Genomic DNA, 21919 nt, shown 5'->3' with positions numbered 1-21919 from the left:
CTTACAGACTAGCGCGACGGAAGTCGGCTAAGAGCTGAGCAATGTAGACATTAAAGCGAGTAGCTAAGGCGCCATCTATCACGCGATGATCTGCTGATAAAGACAATGGGCAAATGAGACGTGGCACAAACTGCTTACCATCCCATACCGGCTTCATCGCAGCCTTGCTAACACCCAAAATAGCTACTTCAGGTGCGTTGACGATTGGTGAGAAATACGTACCACCAATGCCGCCTAGTGATGAAATCGTAAAGCTAGCACCCTGCATTTGATCCGGCTTTAATTTGCCATCGCGCGCAAGTGCTGCGAGGTCTGAAGTTTCTTTAGCTAGCTCAAAGATACCTTTCTTATCCGCATCTTTAATTACTGGCACAACTAAACCAGTAGGTGTATCTGCAGCAAAACCAATATTGAAGTATTTCTTCAGAATCAGGTCATCACCATCCAGTGAGCTATTAAATTCTGGATATTTTTTCAATGCAGCTACTGCAGCCTTCATCAAGAAAGCAAGCATCGTGATCTTGACGCCTTTTTTCTCATTCTCTTTGTTAGTAAGAACGCGGAATGCTTCTAGGTCAGTGATATCAGCATCCTCGTGATACGTCACTGCTGGAATCATTACCCAGTTACGACCTAAGTTCGCTGCAGTGAGCTTCTTGATACGATTTAATGGTTGACGCTCGATCTCACCAAACTTCGTGAAATCCACTTTCGGCCAAGGAATGAGATTTAGGCCGCCTAAGCTACCGCCACTCGAAGCTGCAGCAGAATTACCTGCCCCGCCACTCATTGCCGCCTTAACAAATGCCTGTACATCTTCTTGAGTAATGCGACCCTTTGGGCCCGATCCTTTAACTTGATCAATCGTGACGCCAAGCTCGCGTGCAAACTTGCGGACAGATGGGCTAGCATGACTGACCGCTGTCTCTACTGGCGGAGGAGTATTGCTCAGCGGAGGTGGTGCTGGTGCTCTTGGAATCGGAGGTTCAACAGCTTTAGCTGCAGGTGCCGTTGGTGCTGGACTGACAGCAACTGGAGCCGCTACAGAACCTGAAGACCCACCCTCCAAGATCACAACTACTGATCCTTCGGAAAGATTGTCGCCAACCTTTACTTTGACTTCTTTTACGACACCGGAATGTGATGAAGGAACGTCCATAGTAGCTTTATCAGATTCAAGTACAACGATGGATTGCTCTTTCTCAACCTTATCGCCTACCTTCACCAAAACCTCAATCACTGGCACATCTTTGTAGTCACCGATATCCGGGACTTTGATTTCAATAGGGGATCCGCCAGCATTTACAGATGTCACCGCTGGGGCTGCCGGCGCAGATGCGGAGGCGCTAGCTACTGGTGCCGCTGCTGCAGCACCCTCTTCTAAAGTAATCACAACAGAGCCTTCAGAAAGATTGTCGCCAATCTTTACTTTGACCTCTTTCACAACACCAGAGTGTGATGACGGAACGTCCATCGTAGCTTTATCAGATTCAAGTACAACGATGGATTGCTCTTTCTCCACCTTATCGCCAGCTTTGACCAAAACTTCAATCACCGGTACATCTTTGTAGTCGCCGATATCCGGAACTTTGATTTCAATTATTTGACTCATAGTATTTATCTCTTATCAAACCGTCATTGGGTTTGGTTTAGTAGTGTCGATGTCGTATTTCTTAATCGCTTCTGCCAACTTAGAGCGATCGAGCTGACCAGAGTCGACCAAAGATCTCAATGCAGTCAGAACTACCCAACGACGATCTACCTCAAAGAAATCACGGAGTTTTTCACGAGTATCGGAACGACCAAAGCCATCAGTGCCAAGAACTTCATAGCGACGACCCATGTGCTGAATTGCTGGACGAATCTGTTCTGCAAACAAACGAACATAGTCAGTAGCAGCAATGACTGGACCAGTCGTGTCTTTGAGGCACTTCTCAACATGAGATAGGGTTGGCGCAGCAGCTGGGTTTAAGAGATTGCTACGATGTGCTGCAGTCCAATCACGGCCCAACTCAGTAAAGCTTGGACAACCCCACAAGTCTGACGCAATACCCCAGTCTTTATGCAAAATCTCGGCTGCCTCAATAACTTCACGGAAGATCGTGCCAGAACCCAAGAGTTGTACACGCAGCTTTGCCTTATCGTCACCAACTGACTTCAGCTTGTACATACCTTTAATGATGTCTTTTTCCGCACCCTTAGGCATTGCTGGATGAGCGTAGTTTTCATTCATTAAAGTGATGTAGTAATAAACATCTTCCTGAACTTCTAACATGCGACGCATACCATCCTGAATCACTACCGCCAATTCAAATGCAAATGTAGGGTCGTAGCTAATGCAGTTTGGAACTGCACCGCTCCATAAATGGCTATGGCCGTCTTCGTGTTGCAAGCCTTCACCGTTCAAAGTGGTTCTACCAGCAGTGCCGCCCAATAAGAAACCACGGCTACGCATATCACCTGCAGCCCAAGCTAAGTCACCAATGCGTTGGAAACCAAACATGGAATAGAAGATATAGAAAGGCAACATCGGTACACCGTGCGTAGAGTATGAAGTAGCAGCTGCGATCCAATCGCACATACCGCCCGCTTCATTAATACCCTCTTGCAGAATCTGACCAGTCTTGTCCTCTTTATAGAACATCAATTGATCATGGTCTTCTGGCGTATAAAGCTGACCCAATTGATTCCAAATACCCAATTGACGGAACATGCCTTCCATACCAAAAGTACGGGACTCGTCTGGAACAATGGGAACGACACGCTTACCGAGAACCTTATCGCGCACCACAGTGTTCAGCATGCGCACAAATGCCATTGTTGTGGAGATCTCACGACCTTCAGCAGTAGCTTCCAGTAAAGGTGCAAACACATCTAATGCTGGAACAGGCAAGCTCTCTGCTTTCGTACGGCGCTGCGGCAAGTAACCACCCAGTTCTTGGCGACGCGCTTTCATGTATTCCAACTCTGGACTGCCTTCAGCAAACTTCACTAAAGGCATTTCGTCTAACTGCTCATCTTTGACAGGGATCTCAAAGCGATCACGGAAACGACGTACGTCATCCGCATTCATCTTCTTAGCCTGGTGAGCAATATTCATCGCCTCGCCTGAGCCACCCATACCGTAACCCTTAATGGTATGAGCCAAGATCACTGTTGGCTGCTCTTTATGATTTACCGCCGCATGAAAGGCTGCAAATACTTTATGAGGATCATGACCACCACGATTCAGCTGCCAAATCTCATCATCACTCCAGTCGCTAACTAAAGCTTTTAATTCTGGGGTGTTGAAAACGATCTCGCGAACGTAGGCGCCATTCTTGGACTTCATTGTCTGGTACTGACCATCAACGATCTCGCCCAAACGCTGCATCAAGATGCCTTTTTTATCACGGGCAAATAAGGCGTCCCATTGGCCGCCCCACACTACCTTGATGACATTCCAGCCTGAACCACGGAACTCACTCTCAAGCTCTTGAATAATTTTTCCGTTACCACGCACTGGGCCATCCAAGCGTTGCAAGTTACAGTTGATAACAAATATAAGGTTGTCGAGTTTTTCACGACCGGCCATACCAATCGCACCCAAAGATTCTGGCTCGTCAGTTTCGCCATCACCCAAGAAAGCCCAAACTTTACGACTCTGCTCCTGGATAAAGCCGCGATCAGTTAAATACTTCATAAAGCGCGCTTGGTAAATCGCCATGATCGGGCCCAAGCCCATTGATACTGTGGGGAACTGCCAGAAGTCTGGCATCAACCAAGGATGCGGATAGCTAGAAATTCCTTTGCCACCCACTTCTTGACGGAAGTTATTAAGTTGTCCTTCTTCGAGGCGACCCAACATATAAGCACGTGCATAAACACCTGGAGCTGAGTGACCTTGCACAAAGATCAAGTCGCCACCATGCTCTGGAGAAGGTGCATGCCAGAAATGATTAAAGCCAACGTCGTACAGGGTTGCGGCTGACTGGAAAGAGGAAATGTGACCACCAACGTTGGTGTCTTTATTAGCGCGCAAGACCATCGCCATGGCATTCCAGCGAGTATATGAACGAATACGGTGCTCTACGTTCTGATCACCAGGCAAGCGCGCTTGGTTTTCAACAGGAATCGTATTGATGTAAGGAGTCTCAGCATGAAATGGCTGAACTACCCCGTTTACACGTGCATGAGAAATTTGTTGATCAATAAGATAGGCAGCTCTTTCTGGCCCTTCATTGCGAATCACGCCGTCAAGCGCCTGCAACCATTCTTGAGTCTCGCCCGGATCAGCGTCCTGAGGATTCTGCGTGCCTAATACTTGGTCTGGAACAGCTGCCATCTTTTGTCTCCGTTAAATAGTGCTTTATTTGTCATTAACTCTATAGGCAATATTCTAGGAAGGTATATGGGTGTAAACAAGCAATTTTCCACATAATGATAGTATTTCTCATAATGTGGTATTTTATTGCACCGCAAATAAGAAGGCGTTCCTGACTGAGAAATCCCGATTTTGGTATCGCAATAGGGCAAAATGCTCTGTATTCATGAAAGTATCAGCCTCCACCAATCTATTTCTAAGGCCATTGAAATGGCTCCGCAAAATACGCGGATTTAGGCTTGTTTACACCCCCCTGCTCGCGATTGTTCTTTTCACAGCAGTCATGGGCATTATTCTGGGCACGCTCCACCTACAAGAAAAGACACAGCAGGAAGCTGCTCTATTTAGAGAGTTATCTTTTGCAAAGCAACGAATTCAATCTCGCTTTGCCAATAATCTTGATGCTTTTACCACCATTAACCGTGAAGTGGCAGCTAGCGAAGATCAAGCCAAGTTAAAACTAATCGCCAGGGAGCAAGCGGATGATCTGGTTGTCAACAATCATGAAATCATCAAGATCGTCTGGCTGAACAATCAACAACAAAGGCAATGGGTTGCTCCATCTGAAACCAGTAAACCAGATTGGATTACTAAAACAAAAAATGATCAGGTGGTGAATGCCAATCTTACGTCCACCATTGAACTCAGTAGGGTAACTAGTCGAGCAGCGTTCAGTCAGTTTATATCTCTCAATCTACCAGGTGATGAACCTATTAACGCCGAGAGAAAAATTGTGTTTTGGCAAGTAGTTCCAAATATCGTCGGCGGAGAAGCTGTGGGGTATTTGGCGGCACTCTATACGACCCAGGGAATCCTGGACGTCATACCTGGAGAGCTCAAATCCTATTACCGCTTCACCCTGATGACTGACAATGAAAAGGTGCTCGCTATTTCTTCGGACAAAGGCACTCCTAAACGTGCTTTTAGCAATCAAACTAGCTTAGACATCGGCGTCTTGAGTCCCAACATTACCTTGCGGATTGACACCTACCCTCCACCCACTAATCTCACCTTCAGGATGCTCATTGGTGTTGTATTGGGATTAAGTATCTTCGTGATTTGGAGCCTGTGGTCCGTCCTCAAGCAAATGCAAGTTCGCCAGGAAGCCGAAGCTAGTCTGCGCACAGAAACCAGCTTTCGTAACGCGATGGAGAATTCCACACCTGTAGGTATTCGCGCTCACGACATGGAGAGAAGAATCACTTACGTCAATCGAGCCTTTTGCGAAATGACAGGCTGGACCTCTGAAGAATTAATGGGCCTAACCCCACCCTTTCCATTTTGGCCAGATAGCCGAAAAGATGAGCTGGTAGAAAAAATGAATCGCGCCCTGAAATCTGAGATCAGCGGCAGCATGAAGATTGGTATCGAGGGCGCCATTCTGAAGCGTGACGGAACTATGATCCAAACCCGTACATTTATTGCGCCCTTGATTAATGAAAAAGGTAAGCAGACTGGCTGGGTAACCTCATTAATCGATATTTCGGAGCCAAAAAAGATTCGCGAAGAATTGGCTGCGTCTCAAGAACGATTTACCACCGTTCTAGAAAGTCTAGATGCGGCAGTGTCTGTTGTCTCCCTGGAAACTGATGAACTACTATTTGCAAACCGCTTCTACCGGGAGAATTTTGGCAATGATTCGAAGGGACACTTTCAGTTAGCGCACCAGGAAAACAAGATTGCGACTTTGCATAATATTGCGCAAGATTTACAGGACTACATCCGCGACGGCATACCAACCTCATTCCTCTATCAGGAATCAGAATCAGAAGAAGTGCAGTTAACTGACGGTAGCAATAAGTGGTTTGAAGTAAGGCGACGCTTTATCCCCTGGGTAGACGGTCATCTTGCACAGCTATTGGTTGCTACTGATATTACCGCTCGTAAAGAGGCAGATGATTTAGCGCTCCAGCAACAAGAGCGTATGCAGTTCACCAGCCGCCTCACCACAATGGGTGAAATGGCTTCCTCACTGGCTCACGAGTTAAATCAACCCCTCTCCGCGATTTCAAATTACTGCATGGGTGTCGCAAAACGTTTGGATGGCCTTGTGGATCCTGCTATTTCTAAAGAAATTCTGCCAGCACTTGCAAAAGCATCCGAACAAGCTCATCGTGCAGGAACCATCATTCAACGCATTCGAGGATTTGTAAAACGTAGTGAACCTCAGCGCAAAGCAGCGTGTATATCTGAAATCATTAATGATGCCGTTGGTTTAGTGGAGATTGAAGCGCATCGTCACCGCTTGAGTATTAGCTCTGAGATTGCTGAAAATCTCCCAGTGGTCAATCTAGATCCCGTTTTAATCTTGCAGGTGGTCGTCAACCTACTAAAGAATGCGCTTGATAGCGTTCGTGAGGCCTATCCCCTCTCCTCGCGCTGGTCAGCTCCTGCAGTGAAAATTACTGCTGATTTGGATACCAGCATATTCCCGGCTATGCTCAGAATCCAGGTCACCGATGCTGGAGGTGGAATCCCTGAAAATGTGCTGGAACACATGTTTGAGCCATTTTTTAGCACTAAATCCGATGGTATGGGCATGGGGCTCAATATCTGCCGCTCTATTATTGAATCCCATCATGGCAGGCTATGGGCCACCAATGTCCAGGACTCCGAACAGACCAAGCTGGTCGGCTGCACCTTTACAATACTTCTACCCCTGGAATCCCCTGGAACCACGGCCAATACTTAACATTGAATTTATAGGTTTACCTCGCGAGAACTGATATGAACTTAAGTACCACTGCAAAACCAAACCAAGCTGAAGTTGTCTACGTAGTAGATGATGATGAAGCAGTTAGAGACTCCCTCACCTGGCTTTTAGAAAGCAACGGTTATGTTGTGCGTTGTCACGCAAGCGCTGAGCGTTTCTTACAGTCTTTGCAAAGCACCGATAAGTCCACCATCTCTTGTGCCATTTTGGATGTGCGTATGCCTGGCATGTCTGGTCTTGAATTACAAGAACGCTTAACCGCTGAAAATTTGCCAATGCCAGTTGCCTTCATTACAGGTCATGGTGATGTTTCTATGGCAGTTTCCACAATGAAGCGTGGTGCAGTAGATTTCATTGAAAAGCCTTTTAAAGAAAATGATCTGTGTGGTTTGGTAGATCGTATGCTTGCCAAAGCGCGCGTTGATTACTCACAAGCAAGCCAACGCAAAATTACCCAGAGCTTGCTCAGCAAACTCACTGGTCGCGAACGTCAAGTACTAGAGCGCATTGTTGCTGGCCGCTTAAATAAACAAATCGCTGATGATCTCGGCATTTCTATTAAAACAGTTGAAGCGCACCGTGCCAATATTATGGAAAAGCTCAACGTCAATACCGTGGCAGACCTACTCCGCTTGGCTTTATCTGATCCCCAACCCAATTAATTACTAGAGTCTTAAGATGCCAGCGCAATTATTAGACGGTAATGCCCTATCTAAAAAGTTACGTACAGAGATTGCTGCCCGCGGCGCAATCGTTACTGCCAAAGGCACTCGTCCTGGCTTAGCTGTCATTGTGGTTGGTGACAACCCTGCCAGCGCTGTGTATGTACGCAATAAAGTCAAAGCCTGTGAAGATGTTGGTTTTCATTCTGTTTTAGAGCGCTACTCCACCGAACTTGGTGAAGAAGAGTTGCTAGCTCGTATTGCAACTCTGAATGCCGACCCCGCAATTCATGGGATCTTGGTGCAACTTCCGTTGCCAGAGCACATTGCCTCAGAACGCGTACTCGAAGCAATTGCTCCAGAGAAAGATGTAGACGGCTTTCACGTTGCAAATGCTGGCGCATTGATGGTTGGTCAACCAGAATTCAAGCCATGCACGCCTTATGGCTGCATGAAGATTCTAGAGAGCATTGAGTATCCGATACGCGGCGCGCGCGCTGTGATTGTTGGTGCATCCAATATTGTGGGCAAACCAATGGCCATGTTGCTGCTACAGGCTGGTGCAACCGTCACTATCTGCAATAGCAAGACACGTGATCTGGCACACCATACAAAGGACGCTGATATCTTGGTCGTTGCTACTGGCAAACCAAAAATGATCTCTGGCGATATGGTCAAAAATGGTGCTGTAGTGATTGACGTAGGCATTAATCGCCTGCCAGATGGCAAGCTTTGTGGTGACGTGGATTTTGATACCGCCAAGTATGTTGCAGGCTGGATCACCCCCGTTCCTGGTGGCGTTGGTCCTATGACCATCACGATGTTGCTAATGAACACCTTAGAGGCCGCTGAAAAGGCATCAAAGCACTAAGGATTTGACTGGGACTTTTGGCAAAATTGCTCCCAGTCCATTAAGCTAGAGGGATGACTACATCCCTCACCAATACCCTCCCCGCAGACTTACAAAACAATCCTCTGGTTACTTTCGGACGCGGCATTGCTGCTTACTCCGAAGTGAAGCCTGAGCACATTGCTCCAGCAATTGAGTATCTATTGAAACATGCGCAAGATGCAGTCGACGTCGCAGTCAATCCCAGTACCGCCCCAAACTGGGATGCCCTTGCTGAGCCTCTTGAAGATGCTACCGAGTCTTTAGGCAGATCTTGGGGCGTGATCTCTCATTTGAATAGCGTTGCAGATACCCCAGAGTTACGCGCTGCTTATGGAGCAATGTTGCCCAAGGTCACCGCCTTCTTTTCCAGCCTTGGACAGAACTTAGATCTTTACAAGAAATTTAAAGAACTTAGTAAGTCTTCTGACTTTACAAAATTGAGCTCTGCCCAGAAAAAAGTCATTGAAAACTCATTAAGAGATTTTCGCCTTGGCGGTGCAGAACTGAGTGATGCCGATAAACCGCGTTTTGCCCAAATTCAGGATGAGCAAGCAACACTAGGTAAAACTTTCTCTGACCACGTCTTGGATGCAACTGATAGTTTTGTGCACCTGGTAACCAATCAAGCAGATCTCGTGGGGCTGCCTGAGGATGTGATTGCTGCAGCCGCAGATACTGCTGAGCAAAAGAATTTGCAAGGCTGGGCATTCACCCTGCACTTCCCTTCCTATTACCCGGTCATGCAGTACTCAGAAAATCGCGCACTGCGTCGCTTGATGTACGAAGCCTATGTTACCCGCGCTTCAGAGCTAGCACCCCAATACTCCAAGGGCAAACTCGATTGGGACAATACACAAAATATGCTTGAGCAACTCAGACTCCGTGATGAAGAAGCACGGATGTTGGGATTCAAGAACTATGCCGCCCTGAGTCTAGCTCCCAAGATGGCCAATAGCGTAGATGAAGTAGATTCCTTCTTAACCAATTTTGCACAAAAGGCAAAACCATTTGCCTTAAAGGATTGGCAAGAGCTTTCAGAGTTTGCCAAAACCGAACTTTCAATCATCGATGGTCTGGAGCCTTGGGATGTCGCATTTGCTTCTGAGCGCTTAAAGCAAGAACGTTATTCATTCTCAGAAAATGAACTCAAGCAATATTTTCCATTGCCTAAAGTATTGGATGGACTCTTTCAGGTTATTCAAACCTTGTTTGGCGTCAAAATTGAGTCGACTGACCTACCCAAATGGCATGCTGACGTGCAATCCTTCTCAGTAAAGAATGGTGCGGGAAATATCGTGGCCTATTTCTATCTCGACCCCTATGCTCGCCCTGGTAAGCGTGGTGGCGCCTGGATGGATGATGCGCGCGGCCGTAGAGTCTTGCCCAATGGAGAAATCCAAGTACCCGTAGCGTATTTAGTCTGCAACTTTGCGCCGCCGGTGAAAGTCGATGGCGTCTTACGCCAACCCACAATTACTCATGATGATGTGATCACCCTCTTTCATGAGAGTGGTCACGGGCTGCACCATCTTCTAACGCAAGTGAGCGCCCTAGGCGTCTCCGGAATTAATGGTGTTGAATGGGATGCAGTAGAGCTACCAAGCCAATTCATGGAAAACTTCTGCTGGGAATGGGAGGTCTTAGAAAAAATGACAGCCCATGCGGAAACTGGCAAGCCACTACCACGCGAACTCTTTGAAAAGATCTTGGCCGCCAAGAATTTCCAGAATGGCTACATGACTTTGCGTCAGATTGTGATGTCACTAACCGATTGGCGTCTACACTCCAGTTTGGATACTAAAGATGCGAAAGATCAAGCGGTACTCGACTTATCGAGAACGATTGCCGATCAATTTAATGTTGTCCCACAGCCCGCTATCTCTCGCTGGATTAATACCTTCAGCCATATCTTCGCAGGTGGCTATGCAGCAGGCTATTACAGCTATAAATGGGCAGAAGTGTTATCCGCAGATGTCTACTCCGCCTTTGAAGAAGCGGCAAAACTAACTGGTAGCGTGTTGGATGAAAAAACGGGTGCCCGTTATCGCGAAGAAATCTTGGAAGTGGGTGGCAGCCGTCCGGCAGCTGAATCCTTTAAGGCTTTTAGAGGCAGAGAACCGAGCATTGATGCCCTCCTCCGACATGGTGGCTTGGCTTGATTGAGTCACTGATATGAGTAAATAGAAAAACTACCCGAGGGTAGTTTTTCTGCTTCTTGACTTATGAATCTCAAGATTTCATCTCTGGCTGTATTGCTGACTTAGTTTCTGACTTAGTTTTTTGGACAACCATTCTCAAGTGGCTTGCCTGCTACTCGATCTTTTACCCAGGCCAAATAGAACGGCTTGGATGATCCAGGGGTTGTAAAGTGAGATTGCTCACCAGGCAATTGCATTCTGCCAACATTGCCACCCAATTTACAAATTTGATCTTGATAAAGCTTATGCATCATAGGGGGGACGGCAGTATCTTTGGAGCCAAAGTAAATTTGCACTGGAGCAACGGGTTTTACAACGGGTACGCCGCCCTTAATCATTGCTTGTGCCCAAGCCATAGTATTAGTAGGGGTGGATTTCAATAAGTTGGTGTAAGTTGTTGCATAGTTGAAATTAAATGTATCGCTAGCCGCGTGCATACATTTATTGTTGTAAATTTCGTTAACAACTCTCACGCCCTCATCGGTAAAAAGATCGGACAGCTTTAAATTAGGAAAGGCTGCCTGAGTACCCCAGTAAAACATAGTTGCATGGGTGAAATTGAAGATGTTATCTGAAAACATTTTTAGCGAGCCCTGCAAATATTTATCCGCAGCAGTCTGATCTAGCTTTCCTACTGGAGCGAGAATAGAAATATCTTGCGGTGCTAGAGCAACAAAGCCTAGAATCTCCACACCATCAAATGCGGTACCAGTTTGTTTTATATAGTCAGGCATTCCAGCTAAGGCAATTGTTGCCCCACCACCCTGTGACCATCCATAAACAATCGTCTTCTTATTGGCACCCGTCTCTTTCATTGAGCCAGCAGCGCGAGCAGCATTAAGCGTATCCATGCCATTGGTTGCTGAAACACTATATTGATGTCTACCACCACCACCCAAACCTTGGTAGTCGGTTGCAACCAATACATAACCCTCTTTAATAAATTCCTCTACCGCTGGAATTCCGTAATCCGTCCAAGAATTTCCACCAACTAAAAAATACTCATTCAAAGGAACTGCTGGATCTAACACTTGGGATGGGCCACAGTTCTGAGCAGAACCAGTTGTGCCATGCGCCCACGTCATTACCGGACGGCCACCAGCGGGAGCTTGTCCGACAGGCGCAACAACTAGACCGGTTGAAATAGTTTTGCGGCCAGCGACATCGGAAGAAATATAGGCAATCTTCCACGCTTGAGCACCTTTGACGGAAGTTTCAATCTTTTCCTGCTTAATCACCTGCCCCAATTTACCTTCGGGGGTCATCTTCATCACTGCCGCATAAAAAGGCTGCACTGGAGGATCAGCAAATACAGCGGTAGATAAAACTCCAAAGACGGTACCGAGTGCCAAAACTGAAAGACGAGTGATTTTTTTCATAATTCTCTAGTGAAATGGGGGTCTCAAACCTCTATTAAACACCAAGCCAAGCAGAAATTAAGGCTGGCTATACTTTTTTAATCGTTGCGATTACAGGAGCATGGTCAGAAGGCTGCTCCCAGGTTCTGGGTTCTTTATCGACCACGCTCGCGGTGCATTTTTCTTTAAGTGCTTCACTGAGAAGGATGTGGTCGATACGCATACCTGCATTTCTTCTGAAACCCATCATGCGATAGTCCCACCAACTAAAGGTTTTTGGTGGCTGCTCAAACATCCTGAAGGAGTCTGTTAAGCCTAACTCCACCAATTGTTGGAATGCTTGGCGCTCTTCTGGAGAAACTAAGTTCTGCCCAATCCACTTAGAGGGATCATGCACATCCGCATCTATTGGAGCAATATTGAAGTCACCCAGCAAAGCTAAACGCGAGTTTTGCTGAAGCTCTTCAGCCAGCCAGGTTTGTAAGGCCTTAAGCCAGCTGAGCTTATATACAAATTTGTCACTATCGGGTGATTGTCCGTTTGGGAAATATGCAGAGACCAACCTCATTGGCTGGGTTCCCGCAAAGGGAATCGTGGCAGCCAAAATTCTCTGTTGCTCATCTTCAAAGTTTGGAAGATTTCTGATGGGCTTTAGAAAGCTGGTTGCTGCATCAGATGCAATCGGCGCTAGCGCCGCCTTGCGCACAATGATGGCAACTCCGTTATAGGTTTTTTGACCTGCAGCCAAGCTCAGGTAACCAGTATCCTCAAGCTCTTTGTGCGGATACTTGTCATCCGTGAGTTTGAGTTCCTGCAAACACAATGCATCAATAGGCTGCTTCTTTTTTTCCTGGTCCTGCAACCAACGCAGGACTTGTGGAATGCGAACTTTCAAAGAGTTCACATTCCATGCAGCTATACGAACTGAATCAGTCATCGATTCCCAACTCTTGTAACTTACGGGTAATGGTATTGCGCCCGATTCCTAGACGATGAGCGGCCTCCACTCTTCTACCGCGCGTGACTTCAAGCGCAGCTTGTAATACCGCTTTTTCAAAACGCGCAGTTAGGGCATCAAAGACTTCCTTATCGCCATCTTGCAACATCTTCACCGCAAGGCGTCCTAAGCCGCTCTCCCAGTCACCTGAGGCAACTTTAGCAGCAGGATTACTTGGCGAGGATTCGCCATGAAGAATGACGGGTTGCTCGCTAGCTTCTGCAACGATATCTGCAGGTAGGTCACTTGCGCCGATCACATTCGCGGGCGTCATTACCGTTAACCAGTGACACAAATTCTCCAGCTGGCGAACATTTCCTGGAAATGGCATGGCACTGATTTCTTTTAATACCTCATCAGAAAGCTTTTTAGGATCAACTCCTAGAGATTTTGCGCAGCTGAGCATAAAGTGCCGAGCCAACATCGGGATATCCTCGCTACGCTCACGCAATGAAGGCATGCGCAGACGAATGACATTTAAGCGATGTAATAAATCTTCGCGGAACAGCCCTGCGGCTACACGAGCATCTAGGTTCTGATGGGTAGAAGCAATGATGCGTACATTAGCCTTGATCGGATCTTGGCCACCGATACGATAAAAATGACCATCAGACAAAACTCGGAGCAAACGGGTCTGCAAGTCAAATGGTAGATCGCCTACTTCACCTAAAAACAATGTGCCGCCGTCAGCTTGCTCAAAGCGACCACGACGCAAGGTTTGCGCACCCGGGAAAGCGCCGCGCTCATGGCCAAACAACTCAGACTCCAATAAATCTTTTGGAACTGCTGATGTACTCAGAGCGATAAATGGTCCCTTGGCGCAAGGGCTATGCTTATGCAATGCATGAGCTACCAACTCTTTACCGGTACCAGACTCGCCGGTAATAAGGACTGTCGCATTAGATTGAGCCAAACGGCCAATCGCACGGAAAATCTCTTGCATGGCTGGTGCTTGACCGATGATCTCAGTGGCATCTTGGCGCCATGCAGTTAATTCTTTAGCGCCAGAGTCATTGCGTATGCCCTGCTCTACAGCACGATGGATCAGCTCTACAGCTTTTTCGACATCAAATGGTTTGGTGAGATATTCAAATGCGCCACCTTGAAATGAAGAAACAGCTGAGTCTAAATCGGAGTATGCCGTCATAATAATGACCGGTAAATTCGGATGGCTAGCCTTCACATGCTGCAAGAGATCTAACCCATTACCGCGGGGCATCCGGATATCCGAAATCAATACTTGCGGAGATTCTTTTTCCAAAGCATTCAGAACATCATTTGGATTAGAGAAGCTCTTATGCGGAATATTCTCACGCGATAACGCTTTTTCTAAGACCCAACGAATGGATTGATCATCGTCGACGATCCAAATTGGTTTCATGATGCTTTCTCCTGCCTACGGTATGGAATTTGAATATGAAAATCAGTGCGCCCAGGACGGCTATTACAAGCAATAAAGCCCTGATGCTGCTGAACAAAGGTTTGTGCCAAGGTAAGACCAAGGCCGCTACCACCTTCCCTGCCTGAAACTAAGGGGAAGAAGATGCGCTCAATAATTTCTTCCGGGATGCCCGGGCCGTTATCAATGACATGTAAGTCCATGGCTAACTTGTAGCGATGCTTAGCGATTGTGACAGAACGTGCCACACGGGTCTTAAGCTCAATTTGCGCAACACCATTTTGAATCTCTTCAGAAAGTGCTTGTGCAGCGTTATGAACAATATTAAGAGTTGCCTGAATCAACTGCTCACGGTCTCCCAATACATCTGGCAGACTCGTATCGTAATTACGAATAATTTTGAGCCCCTTTGGAAACTCAGCCAAAACCAAGCTGCGAACGCGCTCTAATGCTTCGTGCACATTGAAGGACTCCATCACATGCGCCTTACGATGAGGTGCTAAGAGTCGATCAACTAAGGTCTGCAAACGATCAGATTCTTTAATGATGACTTGGGTGTACTCTCGCAAACTTTTGTCTGGTAATTCGAACTCCAGCAACTGAGCCGCTCCACGAATGCCACCCAATGGGTTTTTAATTTCATGCGCCAAGTTACGCATTAACTGTTTGTTTGCCTCAACTTGCTGCGTCACGCGTTCATCGCGCTCACTACGCAACTGCTGATCAATCGGAAACCACTCCATCATGATGAGGGTAGGATCCTCGAGGACCGCTACAACTACGTGTGCCGGTATTGACTCATGATGAATACTGCCAGGCAATGAATGCAGGATCATTTCTTGGCGCTGCGCCAAAACATGTCCTTGCTTCACTTCGCCAATCATGACCCTTAATGCTTCGTTATCTCCAAATAAATTGTGCACAGATTGACCCTCGAGTGATTTACGCGAAAGGTCCAAAGCTGACTCGGCAGCTGGGTTCACGTACACCAATTGTTGGGTCTCAGCCTCAAATACCACGATGGCATTGGGCATCTGATCGAGCAATGTCGGAAAAAAAGGAGCAGCCGAAGCTGCTCCCTTGAACGAATTGCGCAACAAACCTGCGCTCAAGTTCTCTCCTTCGCTTACAGGGAGTAGTACATATCAAATTCGATAGGATGGGTAGTCATACGGAAACGCGTGACATCTTCCATCTTCAAATTGATATATGCATCAATCATGGACTCAGTGAATACACCACCGCGAGTCAAGAACTCGTGATCTTTCTTCAATGCATCCAATGCCTCTTCCAAGCTTGCGCAAACGGTTGGGATCTTTGCGTCTTCTTCTGGTGGCAAGTCATACAGGTTCTTGTCAGCAGCTTCGCCTGGATGAATCTTGTTTTGAACACCATCCAAACCAGCCATCATCAATGCAGAGAAGCAGAGGTATGGGTTAGCCAATGGATCTGGGAAGCGAGTCTCGATACGACGACCCTTAGGATTTGGAACGTGTGGAATACGGATTGAAGCAGAACGGTTACGTGCTGAATAAGCCAACTTCACCGGGGCTTCAAAGCCTGGTACCAAACGCTTGTAAGAGTTTGTACCTGGGTTAGTAATCGCATTCAATGCTTTAGCGTGCTTGATGATGCCGCCAATGTAGAACAATGCGAATTCTGACAAGCCTGCGTAGCCGTTGCCAGCAAACAAGTTCTCGCCGTTCTTCCAAATGGATTGGTGAACGTGCATACCAGAACCGTTATCGCCAACTACTGGCTTAGGCATAAAGGTTGCTGTCTTACCGTAAGCATGAGCTACGTTTTGAACAACGTACTTCTGCCAGATAGTCCAGTCAGCGCGTTGCACCAATGTGCTGAACTTTGTACCCAATTCGTTTTGGCCTTGACCAGCAACTTCATGGTGATGAACTTCAACTGGAATGCCCAATGATTCAAGAATCAAACACATTTCAGAACGCATGTCTTGGAATGTATCTACTGGAGCAACTGGGAAGTAGCCGCCTTTTTTACCTGGACGGTGGCCAGTGTTGCCGCCTTCGATTTCTTTTGATGAAGACCATGGAGCTTCTTCTGAATCAATCTTCACGAAGCAACCCTGCATGTCGGCACCCCAACGCACGCCGTCAAAAATAAAGAACTCTGGCTCTGGACCAAAGTAAGCTGTGTCGCCCAAGCCAGTGCTCTTCAAATACGCTTCAGCGCGCTTAGCAATAGAACGTGGGTCACGGTCGTAACCTTTGCCATCAGCTGGCTCGATCACGTCACAAGTCAACACCAAAGTTGGCTCTTCATAGAATGGATCGATATAAGCAGCTGTTGGATCTGGTTTGAGCAACATATCAGATGCTTCAATACCCTTCCAGCCAGCGATAGAGGAACCGTCAAATGCATGACCACTCTCAAATTTATCTTCGTCAAAAGCAGAGATAGGAACTGTCGTGTGCTGTTCTTTACCCTTTGTGTCTACAAAGCGGAAATCAACGAAAGTACATTCTTTCTCTTTAACTAACTTCATCACATCAGCGACGGTCTTCGTCATGCAAATCTCCTCTATTAACTAAATTCGGAATTAAAACTTAAGGCATACACCCTTGTTTATTCCAGGCACCAAACATGCCTTATGGATGTATGTAATTTACTGAAGCAAACAAATGGGAACGCTCATTATTGCACTGTTTAAGTGCTGAAACACCCCTCATATCGCCTCAAATACACCTATTTGCACCTTTTTAGTGCAAATAAGGTTAGCTGATATCGTGGATTTCGTAGCCCAGCTCTTGGGTGCCAGCTCTTAATGCAATCCAAGCACTTTCCAAAAGGTTGGCATTACCTTTGATGCCCAGCTCTATATGGCGCTGGGCGTACACGCCACCCCTTGTGGCATCGCCTACCGATGGCAGGCTAAAGACCTTAACCCCAGGAAAATTCGCTTCTATGCGCTCCATTAATGGGGTCAAAGTCGATTCGATGCCCTTGGGAACGATAAAGCTCTGCTCAGCCCAGTTCTCTTGATGAAAGAGATCCTTATAGTGCGTATCCAAACACCAGGCCATCATCGGCGCAGCCATCACGGGAAAGCCGGGAACAAAGTGATGCTCCTGAATTCGGAAGCCCGGAATTTGGTTATAGGGATTTGGAATAATTTCACTGCCAATTGGGAACTCTCCCATCTTGAAGCGATGTTGATTTTCTGGGGTGCTGAGGTCTGACTTAATCGGATCACCCTCAGCCATCGACTGAATTCTGCCGGCAATAAGTTCTCGCGCAGTTGGATGCAATTCAATTTTTGTACCTAATGCCAAAGCTGCGCATTGACGAGTGTGGTCATCTGGGGTCGCACCGATACCGCCTGTACTAAACACCACATCTCCATTTGCAAAGCTAGCCTTGAGTGTGGCGGTGATTTGTTCTGGATCATCAGCAACATATTTGGCCCACGCAAGACTCAGACCACGCTCATTGAGAAGCTCGATGAGCTTACTCATATGCTTATCTTGGCGACGCCCAGAGAGAATCTCATCGCCAATGACAATTAAACCAAAGCGGCGCAGTGCCACGGTTGCTCCATTAGTCACATCTACTTCAACTTTCTTCATTACATCAACCATGGTGAGGGAGCTCCAAATCAACAATACGCGATTCCACTGTAAGTGCTTTATCGAGATCTTCTTCTCTTAGCTGCTTAAGCGCATCCAATAGGAAATAGCTAAACCACAAAGCAGCAAAGACAAAGATCAGAGAATAAATCCAAAGCGCAATAAAGCTCACTATCGGAAATAACACTAAAGCCAATGCAGAGGTAGCCCAAAAGAAAGTAGGCACAGCGCCCAACGCGCCTGAGGCAATACCCATACATAGCAATGGCCAGCGATACTTTTGAATCAGCAAATCGCGCTCTTCAGCGCTGGCATGTTTAGCCAGCACGTCATAAGACATTAGTCGCATAGTTAACCACCCCCAAAGTAAAGGAGGTAAAACAGCTACCAGTGGAGGCACCCACCAAACAGGCAAAGTCAACATCACAAGAGCGAGGCAAATAAGAGCAGACCATAAGGTGTAAACCAAGCTGCCAAAAAAACCGTCACCCTGTTTACATTCGAGACCATGAAATTGCGATTGACGAGAAGCAATTTTGACGATTGCCGGTACGGTTGAAAAAGCAATAAACACCAATAAGCTGATTGTGATTAACGGAATGATGAGCATGACAAAAAATAATGGTGCTATCCATGCTCGTGCGTTTTCAAAGCCTGCCCAAATTAAGCCCTCTTGAATCCAACTCGTAAAAACCGATGATGTTAGGAAGACGCTGAGCATTTCGAGCGCTGGTGACCATGTGAGCCAAATTAGGCAACCCCATAAAACGGAGACGATCAGAAACGGTCTTAAGCTAAGCCACAACATACGCGGATGCATGGTCCCAACCAAAGCCATTCCAAACGATTTAAATACCTGCTGCAGTCCGACCATACAACTCCTATTACCGAGAGACTTAAGGTCTACTTTGGCATGATTTCTTTAAGGGCATGAATAAAGCCTTGCCATTGTTGGGTAAGAATATTTTGGGAAACCGTTAGGTTTCTTACCCCTGTAGGATAGACCTCTTTAGGGAAGATGGCCGTTTTAAACAACATATCCCACCAAGGAAACAAAACACCAAAATTACAGCCCCCTAATACACCAGGCTTACCTTTGGCTTCATGACCATATCCCACTGCATGGTGCATACGATGAAACATGGGAGACACCAATAGATACTTAGCGGGACCTAGATGAGATTTAATATTGGCGTGCTGCCAACTCTGAATAAATTGACTCAAAACAATTAACAAAATGAATTGACCTGGAGATACGCCAAACAGTAGAGCAAAAAAGGACATCACTACCGCACGCATGATGTCATCCAGAATGTGATTACGGTTATCTGACCAAGCAGTCATTACTGTTTGGCTGTGATGCAGAGCATGCAATTGCCACCACCAGTTAAAAGTATGTGATGCGCGATGGTAGAGATAATCGATGAAATCTAATAACACCAAATAAATCAAAAAGCTAACAGCAGGAATAGAAGTTACGCCCGGCCACCAGGACTCAACATTTAATCGGCCGAAACGAAAATCATGCAAGATGGAATCTATTTCAAAAAAGAATCCAGATAAAGCAATAAACACTAGGCCATGAAAAATTCCCAGGCGATGGAATAAGGTGTAAAAGACATCTGCCTTGCTGGCCTTTGCAAAGCGCACCTGTTGTTCAGCTGGGGCTAAGCGCTCCCATGTTCTGAGCACAACAATAATCAAGAAGATCTGAATGCAGCCAAATAAAAACCAATCGATCCCATCAAATACATCTTCAGCCCAAGCCATTAAATCAAATTGATATAAAACTGGAGCCGCAATATTTGAAAAAAGAAATTCCTGAACGCTAGCGTACGCACTTGAAATAGTAGAGGCGATGGTATTGAGATCCATGCTTTATTTTGACTGATTTACGGAATTTTTGGGCAGCAAGTCAAAGCAGAAACCACGAGCCTTTAGATTAACAATGAGTTGCTCGAGAACAGCGGGCGCCCAGGGGTCTTTTCTAGACCAAATACCTAAGTGAGCCATAGTAATATCGCCGTCTTTTATGCTGCGACTGGCTTTATCCAAGAGTGCGCTATTGGGATATTTGTCAGAATTAAGCTCGTCACCCAAGAAACCAGCAGGAGACCAGCCAATATGCTCATATCCACACATATCCCCCATCCGAATTAAGGTGGGCGAAGTTTTGCCACCGGGCGCACGCCAAATCTTTTGAATCGGATGCTCAGTCAGTTCTTGAAAGCGCTGATCTACCTTACGGATTTCTTTACACATTGCTGCTTCGTTATAGAGAACGGTCATACCAGCTTTAGGTCCAAATTGTGGTTTTTCAAACACCTCACCTTTCGGTCCATCTTTGACAAAATAGGTATGGTCATAAGTATGACTACCAAAATGGTGCCCCTCTTTAACGCGCTCTTGCCAATAAGCCTTCCAGGAGTCGTCTAAGGAAAAATCACCGCGGAAAGTTTTCTCATTAGCCAAAAAGAAAGTAGCCTTCACGTTTTGTCGCTTGAGAATCTCCGCTACTTTTTCTGCGACTGACATATTGCCAGTGTCAAAAGTCAGGTAAACCTTTTTACTACACTGTGCAGCCTGAGCAAAGACGCCCAATGAAAAACAGCCGAGCAAAAGCGCGGCTGTGATGCGAAGGAATGCGTGATGACTAATGCGCTTCATGGTGATGGTTACTCCCATCCCGCCCTTGGTGTAAAGAAGACGCCGTGCGGTGACTTACCTACTGGGATCACGGTAACTAACTTCATCGTTGGAATATCGATCACCCCGACCTTTTTTGAGAAACGCAAAGTAACCCAGAGCGTTTTTCCATCTGGAGTAATTTCCATATCATCTGGACCCGCTGGCAGCCCAGTGATGTCACCTACCTTTTCTAAGGTTTGCATATTAATCAGACTGATTGTGGAGGCAATACGGTTACTCACAAAGACATGCTTCTTATCACCCAGGGGGCGGAAGTTATGTGCGCCCTTCCCTGTTGAAATGCGTTTTACTTCCTTGCGATTTTTCCAATCAATTACCTGAACGTTGTCTTCGCCGGTAATGCCTACCAATAAATACTGATCGCCTGGCGTCATCCATAAGCCTGCAGGCACCTTACCTGTTGGCATTACCCACAATACATTTTGCGTTTCAAGATCAATGGCAGCAAGCTCGTTTGAGTCCTGCAAGGTAATGAATGCAATTTTGCTATCGGCTGTAAATGCAATATGGCTTGGAGTCTTTGCTAACTTCACAGTCTTCGCTAATTTGAGATTAGCACCATCGGCAGCATAAATATCAACACGATCTAAGCGATTACCATTTGCAACAAACCATTTGTGATTTGGAGAGTACCCAATTTGGTATGGATCAATGATGTTGGGAATTCTGCCAGTTAACTCACCAGTGGTTGGGTTCATTAAGGCCACATCATTACCTGCTGCATTTGCGATTAGTAAAGTCTTTTGATCCGGTGTCAACATCAAATGGTGAGGCTCTTTACCAACCGGAATAGTTTTAATGACCTGGCGCGTAGTCATATCAATCAAACTGACTGAAGCTTCGCCAGAATTGAGAATGACTGCCAGCTTAGGCTGATTCGCTACAACTGCTGCCGTAGCATTACCTGTCTGCGCAAATCCGTTTTGACTGGCTAAAAAAAGTGTGAATAAAGCTGAGGTCGCAATTATGCGAAAACCTCTAATTCTGATAAATGTATACATACCCCCATTGTAAGCAATCAGGAGGCAC

16 protein-coding genes are annotated in these 21919 nt (G+C 46.5%); 4 read left to right on the top strand and 12 right to left on the bottom strand.

Annotation, left to right across the window (positions count from 1 at the left end):
• Position 1: 1 nt before the first annotated feature.
• Positions 2-1612 carry a dihydrolipoyllysine-residue acetyltransferase gene (gene aceF / locus PKF022_RS03925; RefSeq protein ID WP_281777301.1) on the bottom strand — a complete coding sequence of 537 codons (1611 nt, stop codon included), beginning with the start codon at positions 1610-1612 and terminating at the stop codon, positions 2-4.
• A 15-nt stretch (positions 1613-1627) separates the two neighbouring features.
• On the bottom strand, positions 1628-4324 hold the full coding sequence (aceE, locus tag PKF022_RS03920; RefSeq protein ID WP_216231641.1) for a pyruvate dehydrogenase (acetyl-transferring), homodimeric type: 2697 nt from the start codon (positions 4322-4324) through the stop codon (positions 1628-1630).
• 205 nt (positions 4325-4529) lie between these two features.
• Here aceE and PKF022_RS03915 point away from each other — a divergent pair, with 205 nt between their 5' ends.
• From PKF022_RS03915 to PKF022_RS03900, 4 genes are read left to right on the top strand one after another with little or no spacing between them, the layout of a single operon-like run.
• Entirely contained in the window at positions 4530-7055 is a 2526-nt protein-coding gene (locus PKF022_RS03915; RefSeq protein ID WP_281777300.1) for a PAS domain S-box protein, read from the top strand.
• Positions 7056-7090: 35 nt separating this feature from the next.
• Positions 7091-7738, top strand: a complete 648-nt coding sequence (locus tag PKF022_RS03910) for a response regulator transcription factor (RefSeq protein ID WP_281777299.1) — start codon at positions 7091-7093, stop codon at positions 7736-7738.
• Between the two features lie 16 nt (positions 7739-7754).
• Positions 7755-8609 carry a bifunctional methylenetetrahydrofolate dehydrogenase/methenyltetrahydrofolate cyclohydrolase FolD gene (gene folD / locus PKF022_RS03905; RefSeq protein ID WP_281777298.1) on the top strand — a complete coding sequence of 285 codons (855 nt, stop codon included), beginning with the start codon at positions 7755-7757 and terminating at the stop codon, positions 8607-8609.
• A 53-nt stretch (positions 8610-8662) separates the two neighbouring features.
• On the top strand, positions 8663-10789 hold the full coding sequence (locus tag PKF022_RS03900; protein WP_281777297.1) for a M3 family metallopeptidase: 2127 nt from the start codon (positions 8663-8665) through the stop codon (positions 10787-10789).
• 113 nt (positions 10790-10902) lie between these two features.
• On the opposite strand, the gene PKF022_RS03895 is transcribed toward PKF022_RS03900, so the two are convergent.
• From PKF022_RS03895 to PKF022_RS03850, 10 genes are all read right to left on the bottom strand, one after another.
• Positions 10903-12207, bottom strand: a complete 1305-nt coding sequence (locus tag PKF022_RS03895) for a lipase family protein (RefSeq protein ID WP_281777296.1) — start codon at positions 12205-12207, stop codon at positions 10903-10905.
• 67 nt (positions 12208-12274) lie between these two features.
• Complete coding sequence (gene xth / locus PKF022_RS03890; protein ID WP_281777295.1) at positions 12275-13123, bottom strand: exodeoxyribonuclease III; 849 nt, start codon at positions 13121-13123, stop codon at positions 12275-12277.
• Complete coding sequence (gene ntrC, locus PKF022_RS03885) at positions 13116-14564, bottom strand: nitrogen regulation protein NR(I) (protein WP_281777294.1); 1449 nt, start codon at positions 14562-14564, stop codon at positions 13116-13118. The genes xth and ntrC overlap by 8 nt, the downstream gene beginning before the upstream one ends.
• Entirely contained in the window at positions 14561-15694 is a 1134-nt protein-coding gene (gene glnL / locus PKF022_RS03880; RefSeq protein ID WP_216231633.1) for a nitrogen regulation protein NR(II), read from the bottom strand. Before glnL ends, ntrC begins: the two co-directional genes overlap by 4 nt.
• A gap of 14 nt (positions 15695-15708) precedes the next feature.
• Positions 15709-17124 carry a type I glutamate--ammonia ligase gene (glnA, locus tag PKF022_RS03875; RefSeq protein WP_216231632.1) on the bottom strand — a complete coding sequence of 472 codons (1416 nt, stop codon included), beginning with the start codon at positions 17122-17124 and terminating at the stop codon, positions 15709-15711.
• 205 nt (positions 17125-17329) lie between these two features.
• Positions 17330-18181 (bottom strand): molybdopterin-binding protein, encoded by an 852-nt coding sequence (locus PKF022_RS03870; protein WP_281777465.1) that lies wholly within the window; start codon positions 18179-18181, stop codon positions 17330-17332.
• 4 nt (positions 18182-18185) lie between these two features.
• Positions 18186-19055, bottom strand: a complete 870-nt coding sequence (locus PKF022_RS03865) for an EI24 domain-containing protein (RefSeq protein ID WP_281777293.1) — start codon at positions 19053-19055, stop codon at positions 18186-18188.
• A 29-nt stretch (positions 19056-19084) separates the two neighbouring features.
• The gene (locus PKF022_RS03860; RefSeq protein WP_281777292.1) at positions 19085-20056 is read right to left on the bottom strand and encodes a sterol desaturase family protein; all 972 of its coding nucleotides are present in this window, start codon (positions 20054-20056) and stop codon (positions 19085-19087) included.
• Positions 20057-20059: 3 nt separating this feature from the next.
• Entirely contained in the window at positions 20060-20866 is an 807-nt protein-coding gene (locus tag PKF022_RS03855) for a polysaccharide deacetylase family protein (protein ID WP_281777291.1), read from the bottom strand.
• Positions 20857-21891, bottom strand: a complete 1035-nt coding sequence (locus PKF022_RS03850) for a cytochrome D1 domain-containing protein (protein ID WP_281777290.1) — start codon at positions 21889-21891, stop codon at positions 20857-20859. The genes PKF022_RS03855 and PKF022_RS03850 overlap by 10 nt, the downstream gene beginning before the upstream one ends.
• Positions 21892-21919 lie beyond the last annotated feature (28 nt).

The organism is Polynucleobacter sp. KF022, from assembly GCF_027924105.1.
GTDB lineage: Bacteria > Pseudomonadota > Gammaproteobacteria > Burkholderiales > Burkholderiaceae > Polynucleobacter.
The sequence above is the reverse complement of the archived record's forward strand: the minus strand, read 5'-3'. Positions and strand labels throughout refer to the sequence as shown.

Bases quoted from the DNA above. Each gene is read 5' to 3' on its own strand.
- PKF022_RS03870 (WP_281777465.1), bottom strand. From the start codon at position 18,181: ATGAAGAAAGTTGAAGTAGATGTGACTAATGGAGCAACCGTGGCACTG.
- PKF022_RS03860 (WP_281777292.1), bottom strand. From the start codon at position 20,056: ATGGATCTCAATACCATCGCCTCTACTATTTCAAGTGCGTACGCTAGC.
- folD (WP_281777298.1), top strand. From the start codon at position 7,755: ATGCCAGCGCAATTATTAGACGGTAATGCCCTATCTAAAAAGTTACGT.
- aceF (WP_281777301.1), bottom strand. From the start codon at position 1,612: ATGAGTCAAATAATTGAAATCAAAGTTCCGGATATCGGCGACTACAAA.
- aceE (WP_216231641.1), bottom strand. From the start codon at position 4,324: ATGGCAGCTGTTCCAGACCAAGTATTAGGCACGCAGAATCCTCAGGAC.
- PKF022_RS03895 (WP_281777296.1), bottom strand. From the start codon at position 12,207: ATGAAAAAAATCACTCGTCTTTCAGTTTTGGCACTCGGTACCGTCTTT.
- PKF022_RS03865 (WP_281777293.1), bottom strand. From the start codon at position 19,055: ATGGTCGGACTGCAGCAGGTATTTAAATCGTTTGGAATGGCTTTGGTT.
- xth (WP_281777295.1), bottom strand. From the start codon at position 13,123: ATGACTGATTCAGTTCGTATAGCTGCATGGAATGTGAACTCTTTGAAA.
- PKF022_RS03850 (WP_281777290.1), bottom strand. From the start codon at position 21,891: ATGTATACATTTATCAGAATTAGAGGTTTTCGCATAATTGCGACCTCA.
- ntrC (WP_281777294.1), bottom strand. From the start codon at position 14,564: ATGAAACCAATTTGGATCGTCGACGATGATCAATCCATTCGTTGGGTC.
- glnA (WP_216231632.1), bottom strand. From the start codon at position 17,124: ATGACGAAGACCGTCGCTGATGTGATGAAGTTAGTTAAAGAGAAAGAA.
- PKF022_RS03910 (WP_281777299.1), top strand. From the start codon at position 7,091: ATGAACTTAAGTACCACTGCAAAACCAAACCAAGCTGAAGTTGTCTAC.
- PKF022_RS03855 (WP_281777291.1), bottom strand. From the start codon at position 20,866: ATGGGAGTAACCATCACCATGAAGCGCATTAGTCATCACGCATTCCTT.
- PKF022_RS03900 (WP_281777297.1), top strand. From the start codon at position 8,663: ATGACTACATCCCTCACCAATACCCTCCCCGCAGACTTACAAAACAAT.
- PKF022_RS03915 (WP_281777300.1), top strand. From the start codon at position 4,530: ATGAAAGTATCAGCCTCCACCAATCTATTTCTAAGGCCATTGAAATGG.